Here is a 12,222-nt window from a genome sequence, read left to right as displayed (position 1 = left end):
CATCAGATGAGCTTTTCCGATCCAATCGGCGATATGCTGACCCGCATCCGCAACGCCCAGGAGCGTCGCAAGAATACCGTTTCGACTCCGGCTTCGACCCTGCGCGGTCGCGTGCTGGACGTTCTCCAGTCCGAGGGTTTCATCCGCGGCTACTCGGAGACGAAGTTCGAGAACGGCGCAGCCGAGTACGAGATTGAACTCAAGTACTCGGAAAATGAAGGCGTCATCCGGACGATCGAGCGCGTTTCGCGCCCGGGCCGTCGGGTTTACGCATCCGTCAAGAATATCCCGCAGGTTGCCAATGGCCTGGGTGTCTCGATCCTCTCCACCCCCAAGGGTGTGATGGCCGACCACGAAGCCAAGGCCGCCAATGTGGGTGGCGAGGTACTCTGCCGCGTCTTCTAAGCCCTGGGGCTTAGAGGATCGGCAAGACGATTACTCAAGGAAGCATTATGTCACGTACTGGCAAGAAACCGGTGGCCCCGGTTAACGGCGTTACGGTCACCATCAATGGTCGCACCGTCTCCGCCAAGGGCCCGAAGGGCGAGCTGAGCCTTCAGCTCATGGACATCGTCAATGTCGAGCAGGGTGATGACGGCGTCGTCGTCGGGCCTGCGAACGACACCCGCGAGGCTCGCGCTGCCTGGGGTACCACCCGCGCGCTGATCCAGAACATGGTCACTGGTGTGAGCGCCGGCTTCGAGAAGAAGCTCGCCATCCAGGGCGTGGGTTACCGCGCCGCCATGCAGGGCAAGGATGTCAAGCTCTCGCTTGGTTTCAGCCATGAAGTGGTCTATGCGGCTCCCCAGGGTATTACCCTTGCCGTTCCGGCCCCGACCGAAATCGTGGTGACCGGCATCGACAAGCAGCAGGTTGGCCAGGTTGCGGCCGAGATCCGCGGCTGGCGTCCCCCCGAGCCCTACAAGGGCAAGGGCGTGCGTTACGCCAACGAGCAGGTCTTCCGCAAAGAAGGCAAGAAGAAGTAAGGAGCGCCGGAAATGGCAATTTCTGCAAAAGGTGCGGATCGCCGCAAGGCCCGTGTCCGCAAGGCGCTCAAGGCTCGTGCCTTTGGTCGTCCGCGTCTGTCGGTTTTCCGTTCGGACAAGAATATCTACGCCCAGATCATCGACGACGCGACCGGCCGTACGCTGGCTGCCGCTTCGACCCTCGAGAAGGACATCAAGTCCTCCGTCAAGAATGGCGCGACCTCCGAGGCCGCTGCCACCATTGGCAAGCTGATCGCCGAGCGCGGCGTGAAGGCCGGGGTTGGCGAGGTCATCTTTGATCGTGGCGCCTACATCTATCACGGCCGTGTTAAGGCCCTTGCAGACGCTGCCCGTGAGGGCGGTCTGCAGTTCTAACCACGGCGAGGAAGAGATAAAATGAGCAGAGACGTTCAAGAGCGCGAAAGCGAGTTCGTCGATCGCCTGGTCCACATCAACCGTGTGGCCAAGGTTGTGAAGGGCGGCCGTCGCTTCGGTTTTGCGGCACTCGTCGTCGTTGGTGACCAGAAGGGTCGCGTCGGTTTCGGTCACGGCAAGGCCCGTGAAGTTCCCGAGGCAATCCGCAAGGCCACCGAGCAGGCCAAGCGCCAGATGATCCGCGTGCCGCTGCGGGATGCCCGTACGCTGCACCACGACGTTACCGGCCGCCACGGCGCCGGCAAGGTCATCTTGCGGGCCGCCGTTCCGGGTACCGGTATCATTGCCGGTGGTCCGATGCGCGCCGTGTTCGAAACGCTTGGTATCAACGATATCGTTGCCAAGTCGCAGGGCACCGCCAATCCCTACAACATGGTTCGCGCCACGTTCGATGCGCTCAAGCGCGTTGACAGCCCCCGTTCGGTGGCCTCCCGTCGCGGCCTCAAGGTTTCCGAACTCCAGGCTCGCCGCGGCGAGACTGCAGTCGAAGCCTGATAGCGGGCTCCGGAGAGAAAAATGGCAAAAGCTAAAACCATCGTCGTGCAGCAGATCGGTTCGCCGATCCGCCGTGAGAAGAGCCAGCGCGCGACCCTGATCGGTCTCGGGCTCAACAAGATGAACAAGCAGCGTGAGCTGGTTGATACGCCCGAAGTTCGCGGCATGATCAACAAGGTCCCGCACCTCGTCCGCGTCGTCGGCGAGTAAGGGAAAGGTCGATACAATGACCCGTTTGAACGAACTCCGTGACAATCCCGGCGCCAACAAGGTGCGCGTCCGCATCGGCCGCGGCATTGGTTCGGGTGTCGGCAAGACCGGTGGTCGCGGTGGCAAGGGCCAGACGGCCCGTGCCGGTGTCGCCATCAACGGCTTCGAAGGCGGCCAGATGCCCCTTCACATGCGTATGCCGAAGCGCGGCTTCAATGCCTGGAATCCGAAGGATTTCAACGAAGTCCGCATCGACCGCATCCAGGCCTATATCGACAGCGGCAAGCTGGACGCCAAGGGCGTGATCGACTCGGCTGCCCTGATCGCTGCCGGCGTCATCCGTCGCCCCAAGGACGGTGTCCGCCTGATCGGCGCCGAAGGCTTTTCGGCCAAGAAGATGTCCTTCAAGGTTGACTACGCAACCAAGGGTGCTGCTGCTGCCATTGATGCAGCCGGCGGCAAGATCGAGCTGATCCCGGTCAAGGAGACCTGGAAGAAAGCCCCACGCGCCAAGTAATCCACTTGGCAGGGCGCACGCGGTCATAAAGGCCGGGTGCGCTCTTTTGGTTTGTTGCGTCCGGCAGGCACATATCCCATATATGCTGCTCCGGCGCTCCGAGCGCACCTGGCATATGGAGCATAGTGCGGCGCAGCGAAAACCGGTTTGCGGTGCCGCCTTGCGATAACAAATGACTGGGGCGGCATCCGACGTTCGTCCGAACGCACGCTGTTCCAGGCCATAGGAGCGATTTATATGGCGTCCGCAGCCGAACAGCTCGCACGTAATCTGTCTTTTTCGACCTTCTCGAAGGCGAAAGCCCTGCAGCAGCGCATCTGGTTCACACTGGGCGCGCTGCTTGTCTATCGCTTGGGCACTTTCATTCCCGTTCCGGGCATTGATCCCGACGCCTTCCGCGCGACGTTCGAACAGTCGCAGCAGGGTATCATCGGCATGTTCAACATGTTCTCCGGTGGTGCCGTGGAACGTATGGCGATCTTTGCGCTGAACCTGATCCCCTACATTACCGCGTCGATCGTGGTGCAGGTCGTCTCGACCGCATCGCCGCGTCTTGAGGCCCTCAAGAAAGAGGGTGGCGAGGCCGGACGGCGCAAGATCAACCAATATACCCGCTACCTGGCCGTGGTGTTCTGCGCCATCCAGGCCTATGGCATTGCCGTTGGCCTTGAAGGCAGCCAGGGCGTGGTGCTCAATCCGGGCTGGTTCTTCCGCATTTCGACCGTCATCACCCTGGTTGGCGGCACGATGTTCCTGATGTGGCTGGGCGAGCAGATCACTGCGCGCGGTGTCGGTAACGGCATTTCGCTGATCATCTTCGCCGGTATCGTGGCGAACCTGCCTTCGACCATTGCTCAGACTCTCGAGCTCAGCCGTACCGGCGCCCTGCCGGCTTTTGCCGGCCTTGGCATGATCGTCCTCGCCTTGCTGGTGATCGGCGTCATCGTGTTCTTCGAGCGCGCCCAGCGGCGGTTGCTGATCCAGTATCCGAAGCGCCAGGTGGGCAACAAGATGTTCCAGGGCGATACCTCGCACCTGCCGCTCAAGCTCAACACGTCTGGCGTTATCCCGGTGATTTTCGGGTCTTCGCTGCTGCTGCTTCCGGCAACCATCGCGTCATTCGCGGCGCAGGGCAATGCACCGGCCTGGCTGACGACGGTGACGGCACTGCTGGGCCGCGGGCAACCGCTTTACCTGGCCCTGTTTGCCTTCTTCATCATCTTCTTCGCCTTCTTCTACACCGCCATCGTGTTCAATCCGACCGAGACCGCTGACAATCTCAAGCGTTCGGGCGGGTTCATTCCCGGCATTCGCCCGGGTGAGCGGACTGCACAGCACATCGACTATGTGCTGACCCGCATCACGGTGGTGGGCGCGATCTACCTGACGGTCGTGGCACTGATCCCGGAAGTGATGTTCAGCCAGCTGGCGGTCAGCCAGTTCATCGGCGGTACGTCGCTGCTGATCATGGTGACCGTGACACTCGATACGATCACGCAGATCCAGAGCCATCTGGTGGCCCAGCAATATGAAGGGCTGCTGAAGAAATCCCGTCTTGGAGGAGGCAAGCGTCGATGAGGTTGATCCTGTTGGGACCGCCAGGAGCGGGCAAGGGCACGCAGGCAAAGATCCTGGTGGAAGCCTATGGCATCCCCCAGCTGTCGACCGGCGATATCCTGCGCTCGGCCATTGCGGCGAAAACGCCGCTTGGTCTGGAAGCCAAGGCGATTGTCGACCGCGGCGACCTCGTGTCGGATGCCATCGTCAACGGGATCGTGTCCCAGCGCCTCGATGCCGAGGATTGCAAGCCCGGTTTCATTCTCGACGGCTTTCCGCGGACCATCGCCCAGGCAGAGGCTCTCGATGAAATGCTCGCGGAAAAGGGCATTGCCCTTGATGCCGTCATCGAGATCAAGGCCGAGGCTGATGAACTGGTCAAGCGCGTGATCAACCGGGCCAAGGAATCGGGCGGCGCACGCGCCGACGACAATGAGGAAGTGCTGCGCAAGCGCCTCGGTGTCTATTCCGAACAGACGGCCCCGCTGGTCGCTTACTATTCCGACAAGGGTCTGCTCAAGACCGTGGACGGGATGGCGCCTGTCAATGAAGTAACCGCAGCGATCAATTCGGCGCTCGGCAAGTGAGTTTAGGCGGGGCAGGGCCTGTTGACTCTGCCCGGCCTTATCCTTAAAGAACCGCACCAGTCTCATGGATTATTGGGCTGGATTCGGTTTTCCCTTGGTTGGGGGTCGAAATCCGGTCCCTTGTTGTTTAAAGGCACCCGCCGTGATGGCGCGTGTTGAATGAAGGAGAGCAGACGTGGCTCGTATTGCTGGCGTCAATATCCCGACGAATAAGCGCGTGGTTATCGCGCTGCAGTATATTCACGGGATCGGCGAAAAGTTCGCCAATGATATCACTACCAAGGTCGGTATTCCGGCCGAGCGCCGCGTCAACGAACTGACCGACGCCGAAGTCATCCAGATCCGTGAAGCCATCGACCGCGACTACGTCGTGGAAGGTGATCTGCGCCGCAATGTTGCAATGAACATCAAGCGCCTGATGGACCTCGGTAACTATCGTGGCCTGCGCCACCGTCGTGGCCTGCCGGTCCGCGGTCAGCGTACCCACACCAATGCCCGTACCCGCAAGGGTCCGGCCAAGCCGATCGCCGGCAAGAAGAAGTAATTTCGTGCCCGCATGCGCGGGCAGGATATTGAACTGGATATGGCGGGGCAGGGCCTTTTGGTACCTCGACAGAGATACCAAAAGGGCTTGAACCGCTAAATCCGTGGTGGAGCTGCTGGAACTACGGCAGCGCCGATACCCCTAGAGGATAGTAATGGCTAAGACTGAAGTCGCGCGCGTCCGCCGTAAGGAGCGCAAGAATATCACTTCCGGCGTCGCACATGTGAACGCCTCCTTCAACAACACGATGATCACCATCGCCGATATGCAGGGCAACACGATTTCGTGGTCCTCCTCGGGCGTGATGGGTTTCAAGGGCTCGCGCAAGTCGACCCCTTACGCTGCCCAGGTTGCCGCTGAAGATGCTGCCAAGAAGGCGCAGGAACACGGCATGAAGACTCTGGAAGTCGAAGTGCGTGGTCCGGGTTCGGGCCGTGAATCGGCGCTGCGTGCTCTGCAGGCTGCCGGCTTCAACGTCACCTCGATCCGCGACGTCACGTCGATCCCGCACAATGGTTGCCGTCCGCGCAAGCGGCGCCGCGTCTAAACAGGCGCCTAGAAGGCCTCCCGGCCGATTGGATGGGTCGGGAGTTCTATTGTGTTTGCGGCGGAGCGACCGGGACGGTCGCTAATTTGAAAGGACAATACCGTGACGATCCAGAGGAACTGGCAGGAACTGATCAAGCCGACCAAGCTGGACATTGTTTCGGACAGCGACAATGCGCGGGTGGCTTCGGTAATCGCCGAGCCGCTCGAACGCGGCTATGGCCTTACCCTTGGTAATGCCCTGCGCCGCGTGCTGCTGTCGTCTCTGCAGGGCGCAGCCGTGACCGCGATTCAGATCGACGGCATCCTGCATGAATTCTCTTCGCTGCCCGGCGTGCGCGAAGACATCACCGACCTGGTGCTGAACGTCAAGGAAATCGCCCTGAAGATGGGTGGCGAAGGCCCGAAGCGCCTGACCCTCTCCAAGCAGGGTCCGGGTGCCGTCACTGCTGGCGACATCAAGGTTTCCGGCGATATCGAAGTGCTGAACCCCGACCTGGTTATCTGCCATCTCGACGATGGTGCGGAAATCAATATCGAGTTCACCGTCAATACCGGCAAGGGTTATGTCCCGGCCGACAAGAACCGTCCTGAAGACGCCCCGATCGGCTATATCCCGGTCGATGCGCTGTTCTCGCCGGTTCGCCGCGTGAGCTACAAGGTCGATGCGACCCGTGCGGGCGAAAGCCTCGACAAGGACAAGCTGACCCTCAGCGTCGAGACCAATGGCGCGCTGTCGCCTGAAGATGCCGTGGCCTTTGCCGCCCGCATCCTCCAGGATCAGCTGTCGGTCTTCGTCAACTTCGAAGAGCCCACCAAGGAAAAGGCACAGGATTCGGTTCCCGAACTGGCCTTCAACCCGGCGCTGCTCAAGAAGGTCGACGAGCTCGAGCTCTCCGTGCGTTCGGCCAACTGCCTCAAGAACGACAACATCGTCTATATCGGCGACCTCATCCAGAAGACGGAAGCCGAGATGCTGCGGACGCCGAACTTTGGCCGCAAGTCGCTCAATGAAATCAAGGAAGTCCTGGCACAGATGGGGCTTCATCTCGGAATGGACGTCAACAACTGGCCGCCCGAGAATATCGATGACCTCGCCAAGCGCTACGAAGATCATTACTGATCCGGCGCTGCCAAGATTTTAGGAGAAACCCATGCGCCACGCTAATCGAGGCCGCAAGTTCAGCCGGACCGCATCGCACCGCAAGGCGATGTTTGCCAACATGTCCGCAGCGCTGATCAAGCACGAACAGATCGTCACCACGCTTCCCAAGGCCAAGGACCTGCGTCCGATCGTCGAGAAGCTCATCACCCTGGGCAAGCGCGGCGACCTGCATGCCCGCCGCCAGGCCATCGCGCAGATTCGCGACGAGGCCCAGGTTGCCAAGCTGTTTGCCGTTCTCGGCCCGCGCTATGCCGAACGCCAGGGCGGTTACATCCGCATCTTGAAGGCCGGCTTCCGCTACGGTGACAACGCACCGCTGGCCGTGATCGAGTTTGTCGATCGCGATGTCGATGCCAAGGGCCTGGACTCCGGTCCGACCTTCACGCAGGACGACGAAGCCGAAGCAGCGTAAATTGCTGCAATCGGCGTGATTTGAGGCGGCCGCGGGATTTCCCGGGGCCGCCTTTTGCATTTTGGGGGCGAGAGATGATCGAGGGATTGGTGGTGGTCACCGGAGCCAGCGGCTTTGTGGGGAAATGGACCACCATCGAACTGCTGCGGGCGGGCTATTCCGTTCGCGGCTCCGTACGGTCCGAGACCAAGGCCGAGGCGGTGCGCAGGGCCGTCGAGGCGCAATTGGGGGCCGAAGCGCTCGGTCGGCTTGAATTCGTCCGGCTCGATCTCCTGAGTGATTCAGGTTGGGCGCCGGCGATGCGTGGGGTTTCGGCCGTCATGCATGTCGCGGCACAAATTCTGGCCGAAGAGCCCAAAGACCCCCAGGTGGTCATCAAACCCGCAGTCGACGGTACGGAGCGGGTCCTTCGATTTGCGGCTGCTGCGGGGGTCAAGCGGATCGTCATGACGTCCTCCATCGCCACGATCGGCTATGGCCATGGACAGACCAGCGGCGTGCGAACCTATTCTGAGGCCGATTTCACCAATCTAGACGGCATGCGGCGATCATGGGCCTATTGTATCGGCAAGACCCTGGCCGAGCGGTCGGCCTGGGCCTATGCCCGCGCCGAAGAGCTCGAACTGACCACGATTCACCCCGGTGCAATCCTGGGCCCGGCGCTCGACGCCGATGCCAGCATTTCCCTGGGCATGGTCACGGGATTGCTCGATGGTTCGACCCCGGCCATGCCGCGCATCGGATTTGTCGTGAGCGACGTCCGGGACGTTGCCGAAATGCATGTCGCGGCGCTGCAACGAGCAGAGAGCATCGGCCAACGCTATCTCTGTACCACCGACTACATGCGGTTTGAGCACGTGGCAGACCTGTTGCGCATGCATTACCCGGACGCGCCCGTGACCAGCCGGGTGGTGCCGGATTGGCTGCTTCAAGTCCTGGCGACGTTCGGCGGTTCAGTGCGCCAGATCATCAACGATGTCGGCAACGAGAAGCACTACGACGCGAGCAAGGGGGAGCGTCTGCTCGGCCGCCCCTACCGCAGCGCCGAGGAGGCGGTGTTGAGCGCGGCACAAAGCGCCATGGACACCGGGTTGGTCAAACAGGCGGCAAGGTGAGGTTCCACGCGGCGTAGAGCGCGTTGAGCTCGGCTTCGTTGTTGGCAAAGACATGCGGCAGGCCGGACTTGCGGGCGCGTTCGCGGCTGGCGACACTGGAGTTTCGCGTCTTCCAGAGCCATTGAAGCATTGCGAACTTGATTGAGTCCTTGTTGCCGGCGAGGGCTCCGTGCCGTTCGTTTTGGGTCAAACTTCGGCGAAGATACCGCCAGGTGCGACGCAACAGGCTTTCATCGACCACAATAATGCCTGTGGCCCTGTCGAGGCGCTTTGGCATGAGTCTTGAGTAATTTCCCTCCATGACCCATTCCGGTTCGAGAATGGCCTGGTCGTGCAGCGCTGCGAAATCTTCGTCGGGACGCTGCTGCCAATCGGTGTCCGGCAGGTGGCGGAACTGGTCGAGATGGATTGCCGGCATCCCGAGCTTCTTGCCGATCGAGGCTGCAAGGGTGGATTTTCCGGCATTGGTCGGGCCCAGAATGATGATCCGTTGACCCAGGACGGAGAGTTGCGGAATGCGGTCGGGCATGGATACCCCCTTCTGGTCTCCCCCGATGGAGGAGGAGCAGATCAAGCTGGTGACGCAAATATTGCCCGACCACGGGCTGAGTTCCTCCCCCTATCAGGGGGAGGTCAGGAGGGGGGCTGGCAGGTGTTCAGCCTTATTCCGGCGCGAGATCCTTGCCGGTATAAACGTCCTCGACCCAGTACTGGTCGCGGCGGATGAAGCCGTTGAACGGGGTCAGCGAGGCCTGGGTATAGGCGCCCATCAGGCCGAACTCGATCCAGTCGTCCTCATCAATGTCCGAGGGCAGGGTGAAGACCTGGGGCAGCACGTCATAGCTATCGCAGGTGGGGCCCCAGAGCGTGAATTCGCTGAACTCGCCGTCATTGTCATGCAGGCGCGGGCCGCGCCAGACCCGGACCGGGGGGGTGAAGTGCATGAACTTCACTTCCATCAGTGCGCCATAGGCCCCGTCATTGACGTAAACGGCCTGGCCGCCGCGCTGATGCTTGACGCGCAATAGCAGGGAGGTGGAAGACGTCACCAGCGCCCGGCCAGGCTCGATGATCAGCTCGGGCTTCTTCTTGCCGAAATGCTCTTCGACTGCGGCGCTGATGGTTTCGAAATAGTAGTCCATCGGCGGGGCTTCGCTGGTCGGGTAGGGCGCAGGGTAGCCGCCGCCGATATTGAGCCGCTTGAGCTCGATCCCGGCTTCCTCGACGATGCGGGCTGCCGCCGCGATGTGCCGTTCATAGGCATAGGCGTCCTCGCACTGGCTGCCGACGTGGAAGCACAGGCTTGGCGTGTAGCCCATCTTTTCGACGGCAGTGACGATCTCCGCGGCGCCCTGTTCCATGACGCCGAACTTGATGCCGAAATCGTAGGACTTCAGCGCCTTGCCGGCCTTGAAACGGGTGGTCACCTCGACATCGCGGCTGGGCGACACAACTGCGGCAAGCTGGTCGAGCTGCTGGGGATGGTCGATGGTGAAGCTGCGGACGCCGAACTCTTCATAAGCGCGCTCGATCTCGCGCTTGTTCTTGATCGGATTGTTGTAGTGCATCACCGCGCCGGGCGCGTAGTCGCGCACGAGTTCCATTTCCATATTGGAAGCGACGTCAAAGGCCTTGAGGCCCTCGGCGTGCAGCTGGGCAATGATATGGGGAGAGGGATTACACTTGACCGCATAGGTCAGCAGCCCGTCGAAGCCCTTCTTGAACACCCGGATGGCCCTGTGGAACTCCTTTTCGGAGAACAGGAAGCTCGGAAAGTCCGGCGTCTCCGCGGCAATCAGCGCAGACGTATTGGCATAGACTGTCTTCGGCTCGTCGGTCATTGGACAACAGGCCTTTCGGGGCTGGAGGGACGTTGAGGGTCTTGCATTTCCTTGGGCTTTGGCTCCCCCGCCGCTATCCGGAAATGTCAAAAGTGAGCGCTGCATATAGGGCCGTCGGCCCCCTCACGCAAACGTTTATTTCATCGTAGCAGCAACTATAACCACGCGTCATTTTCATGACAGATTCCGGGCGTTTTGCTCGCCGCGTCCATAGGGCAGGTTCCTGTTCATAAATTGAATCCAAAGAGATGGTCATGTCCTTGCGCAAGCTGATGTTTTCTGCGGCTGCTCTCGTCATTCTGGCATTGGGCGGCAGCCTCGCCGTCTCCTCCTGGAGCGGCACCGCGCCGCCGGTTGCACAGGCCGATCTGGACCCGCCTATTGAGACGGAACGCGTGGTGCCGCAATCCGATGCACAGGTGCAGCTCAGTTTTGCACCGGTCGTCAGGGCCGTGTCGCCTTCAGTGGTCAATGTCTATGCCACGCGTATCGAGCAGCAGGCCGCCTCGCCCTTTGCCAATGACCCGTTTTTCTCCCGGTTTTTCGGTGATCGCTATTTTCAGACCCGGCCGCGTGAATCGCAGTCGCTCGGGTCGGGGGTCATCGTTGAGGGAAGCGGCGTGATCCTGACCAACAGTCATGTCATCAATGGTGCCACCGATATCCGGATCGCGCTCAATGATGGTCGCGAATTTGCCGTTGATCTGGTGGTCGAGGATCAGCAGACCGATCTTGCCGTCTTGCGGGTCCGCGAACCCGGATCGGTGACGTTTCCGGCGATCACCTTTGCCGATAGCGACCAACTCGAGGTCGGCGACCTGGTCCTGGCGATCGGCAACCCCTTTGGCGTGGGACAGACCGTCACCAGCGGCATCGTCTCCGCGCTGGCGCGGACGGGTGTGGAAGCCTCGGACTACGAATTCTTCATCCAGACCGACGCGGCCATCAACCCGGGCAATTCCGGCGGGGCCCTTGTCGACCTGTCCGGCCACCTCGTCGGCATCAATACGGCCATCTATTCTCAGTCGGGCGGGTCGGTCGGCATCGGCTTCGCCATTCCGGCCAATATGGCGCGGCTGGTGGCGGATGCCGGGGTGACAGGTGGGGAGATCGTGCGGCCGTGGTTCGGGGCCAAACTGCAGGCCGTAACTCCCGATATCGCTTCGAGCCTTGGCATGGCGGCCCCGCATGGCGCCATGATCACCGAAGTCGCGCCGGCCGGGCCGGCCGAACGCGCCGGATTTCAATCGGGAGATGTTATCCTCTCGGTTGACGGCATGCCGGTGGATGATCCCAGCGCCTTCAATTTCCGCCTGGCAACGAGGCCCCTCGGGTCGCAGGCAGAACTGGTTCGGCAGCGCGGCAACAGCCAGGATACCGTCTCCTTTGCCGTAGAAGCGGCGCCCCGCCCGATAGATGGCGCCATTGCGTCGATCAGCGGCGACACCCGTTTTGCCGGCGTTACCGTTCGCCAGCTCGATGCGGCCCTCAGCGAGGCCAAAGGCCTGCCTTATGACGCCGCAGGCGTGATCGTCACCGCGATCGAGCCGAATTCCCCGGCCCAGGCCATGGGGCTGCGCGTTGACGATGTCATCCTGTCGTTGAACGGGACAGAGACGCGGGACGCCTCCTCGTTTTCGGACCTCGCCAGTCAACGCGTCCAGACCTGGCAGATCATCCTGCAACGCGGAGGCCGGGTCAGCCGGGCCATTGTCAGCGGATAGTTTGCCCAGCGCTGCCGGTCCCGGGGGATTTCCCAGTGTGATCTGTCGGAAACGCTACGAAACTCGATTGCAATGGGCTAAAACCCTG

General features: G+C 61.4%; 16 protein-coding genes. 14 read left to right on the top strand and 2 right to left on the bottom strand.

The window, feature by feature from the left end:
• Positions 1-6 precede the first annotated feature (6 nt).
• The 13 genes from rpsH to KIT02_RS04435 all read left to right on the top strand — a co-directional run bounded on the left by rpsH (position 7) and on the right by KIT02_RS04435 (position 8,569).
• Complete coding sequence (gene rpsH, locus KIT02_RS04495) at positions 7-405, top strand: 30S ribosomal protein S8 (protein WP_297582785.1); 399 nt, start codon at positions 7-9, stop codon at positions 403-405.
• A gap of 47 nt (positions 406-452) precedes the next feature.
• Entirely contained in the window at positions 453-986 is a 534-nt protein-coding gene (gene rplF, locus KIT02_RS04490) for a 50S ribosomal protein L6 (protein WP_297582782.1), read from the top strand.
• A 12-nt stretch (positions 987-998) separates the two neighbouring features.
• Positions 999-1,361 (top strand): 50S ribosomal protein L18, encoded by a 363-nt coding sequence (gene rplR / locus KIT02_RS04485; protein WP_297582779.1) that lies wholly within the window; start codon positions 999-1,001, stop codon positions 1,359-1,361.
• Positions 1,362-1,382: 21 nt separating this feature from the next.
• Positions 1,383-1,916 (top strand): 30S ribosomal protein S5, encoded by a 534-nt coding sequence (rpsE, locus tag KIT02_RS04480; protein WP_086469603.1) that lies wholly within the window; start codon positions 1,383-1,385, stop codon positions 1,914-1,916.
• Between the two features lie 21 nt (positions 1,917-1,937).
• Positions 1,938-2,126 (top strand): 50S ribosomal protein L30, encoded by a 189-nt coding sequence (gene rpmD, locus KIT02_RS04475; protein WP_297582771.1) that lies wholly within the window; start codon positions 1,938-1,940, stop codon positions 2,124-2,126.
• Between the two features lie 16 nt (positions 2,127-2,142).
• On the top strand, positions 2,143-2,643 hold the full coding sequence (rplO, locus tag KIT02_RS04470; protein ID WP_297582768.1) for a 50S ribosomal protein L15: 501 nt from the start codon (positions 2,143-2,145) through the stop codon (positions 2,641-2,643).
• 237 nt (positions 2,644-2,880) lie between these two features.
• A complete protein-coding gene (gene secY / locus KIT02_RS04465; RefSeq protein ID WP_297582765.1) occupies positions 2,881-4,221 on the top strand; it encodes a preprotein translocase subunit SecY in 1,341 nt (446 codons plus the stop codon).
• Positions 4,218-4,787 (top strand): adenylate kinase, encoded by a 570-nt coding sequence (locus KIT02_RS04460; RefSeq protein WP_297582761.1) that lies wholly within the window; start codon positions 4,218-4,220, stop codon positions 4,785-4,787. Before secY ends, KIT02_RS04460 begins: the two co-directional genes overlap by 4 nt.
• Positions 4,788-4,962: 175 nt before the next feature.
• The gene (gene rpsM, locus KIT02_RS04455; protein ID WP_061906820.1) at positions 4,963-5,331 is read left to right on the top strand and encodes a 30S ribosomal protein S13; all 369 of its coding nucleotides are present in this window, start codon (positions 4,963-4,965) and stop codon (positions 5,329-5,331) included.
• 154 nt (positions 5,332-5,485) lie between these two features.
• Complete coding sequence (rpsK, locus tag KIT02_RS04450) at positions 5,486-5,878, top strand: 30S ribosomal protein S11 (protein WP_046104437.1); 393 nt, start codon at positions 5,486-5,488, stop codon at positions 5,876-5,878.
• Between the two features lie 102 nt (positions 5,879-5,980).
• Positions 5,981-7,000 (top strand): DNA-directed RNA polymerase subunit alpha, encoded by a 1,020-nt coding sequence (locus KIT02_RS04445; protein ID WP_297582747.1) that lies wholly within the window; start codon positions 5,981-5,983, stop codon positions 6,998-7,000.
• Between the two features lie 31 nt (positions 7,001-7,031).
• Positions 7,032-7,454 carry a 50S ribosomal protein L17 gene (rplQ, locus tag KIT02_RS04440; RefSeq protein WP_297582745.1) on the top strand — a complete coding sequence of 141 codons (423 nt, stop codon included), beginning with the start codon at positions 7,032-7,034 and terminating at the stop codon, positions 7,452-7,454.
• Positions 7,455-7,528: 74 nt separating this feature from the next.
• Positions 7,529-8,569: an NAD-dependent epimerase/dehydratase family protein gene (locus tag KIT02_RS04435; protein WP_297582743.1), complete on the top strand. Its 1,041-nt coding sequence runs from the start codon at positions 7,529-7,531 to the stop codon at positions 8,567-8,569.
• Here the strand turns inward: KIT02_RS04435 and KIT02_RS04430 are convergent.
• Together KIT02_RS04430 and KIT02_RS04425 are read right to left on the bottom strand one after the other, a co-directional pair.
• Positions 8,550-9,098 carry an AAA family ATPase gene (locus KIT02_RS04430; RefSeq protein ID WP_297582741.1) on the bottom strand — a complete coding sequence of 183 codons (549 nt, stop codon included), beginning with the start codon at positions 9,096-9,098 and terminating at the stop codon, positions 8,550-8,552. The two genes, KIT02_RS04435 and KIT02_RS04430, sit on opposite strands and share 20 nt — an antisense overlap.
• A 133-nt stretch (positions 9,099-9,231) precedes the next feature.
• On the bottom strand, positions 9,232-10,410 hold the full coding sequence (locus KIT02_RS04425) for a hypothetical protein (RefSeq protein ID WP_297582739.1): 1,179 nt from the start codon (positions 10,408-10,410) through the stop codon (positions 9,232-9,234).
• A 254-nt stretch (positions 10,411-10,664) separates the two neighbouring features.
• On the opposite strand from KIT02_RS04425, the gene KIT02_RS04420 reads away from it, so the two are divergent.
• The gene (locus tag KIT02_RS04420; RefSeq protein WP_297582736.1) at positions 10,665-12,134 is read left to right on the top strand and encodes a Do family serine endopeptidase; all 1,470 of its coding nucleotides are present in this window, start codon (positions 10,665-10,667) and stop codon (positions 12,132-12,134) included.
• Positions 12,135-12,222 lie beyond the last annotated feature (88 nt).

It is taken from the genome of Devosia sp., from assembly GCF_025809055.1.
Lineage (GTDB): Bacteria > Pseudomonadota > Alphaproteobacteria > Rhizobiales > Devosiaceae > Devosia.
This window is presented reverse-complemented; position numbering and strand designations above follow the sequence as displayed.

What these genes read in the sequence shown, in the direction of transcription:
- rpmD (WP_297582771.1), top strand. Translation starts at nt 1,938, where the DNA reads ATGGCAAAAGCTAAAACCATCGTCGTGCAGCAGATCGGTTCGCCGATC.
- rplQ (WP_297582745.1), top strand. Translation starts at nt 7,032, where the DNA reads ATGCGCCACGCTAATCGAGGCCGCAAGTTCAGCCGGACCGCATCGCAC.
- secY (WP_297582765.1), top strand. Translation starts at nt 2,881, where the DNA reads ATGGCGTCCGCAGCCGAACAGCTCGCACGTAATCTGTCTTTTTCGACC.
- KIT02_RS04420 (WP_297582736.1), top strand. Translation starts at nt 10,665, where the DNA reads ATGTCCTTGCGCAAGCTGATGTTTTCTGCGGCTGCTCTCGTCATTCTG.
- rplF (WP_297582782.1), top strand. Translation starts at nt 453, where the DNA reads ATGTCACGTACTGGCAAGAAACCGGTGGCCCCGGTTAACGGCGTTACG.
- rpsK (WP_046104437.1), top strand. Translation starts at nt 5,486, where the DNA reads ATGGCTAAGACTGAAGTCGCGCGCGTCCGCCGTAAGGAGCGCAAGAAT.
- rpsE (WP_086469603.1), top strand. Translation starts at nt 1,383, where the DNA reads ATGAGCAGAGACGTTCAAGAGCGCGAAAGCGAGTTCGTCGATCGCCTG.
- rplO (WP_297582768.1), top strand. Translation starts at nt 2,143, where the DNA reads ATGACCCGTTTGAACGAACTCCGTGACAATCCCGGCGCCAACAAGGTG.
- KIT02_RS04425 (WP_297582739.1), bottom strand. Translation starts at nt 10,410, where the DNA reads ATGACCGACGAGCCGAAGACAGTCTATGCCAATACGTCTGCGCTGATT.
- rplR (WP_297582779.1), top strand. Translation starts at nt 999, where the DNA reads ATGGCAATTTCTGCAAAAGGTGCGGATCGCCGCAAGGCCCGTGTCCGC.
- rpsH (WP_297582785.1), top strand. Translation starts at nt 7, where the DNA reads ATGAGCTTTTCCGATCCAATCGGCGATATGCTGACCCGCATCCGCAAC.
- KIT02_RS04430 (WP_297582741.1), bottom strand. Translation starts at nt 9,098, where the DNA reads ATGCCCGACCGCATTCCGCAACTCTCCGTCCTGGGTCAACGGATCATC.
- KIT02_RS04460 (WP_297582761.1), top strand. Translation starts at nt 4,218, where the DNA reads ATGAGGTTGATCCTGTTGGGACCGCCAGGAGCGGGCAAGGGCACGCAG.
- KIT02_RS04435 (WP_297582743.1), top strand. Translation starts at nt 7,529, where the DNA reads ATGATCGAGGGATTGGTGGTGGTCACCGGAGCCAGCGGCTTTGTGGGG.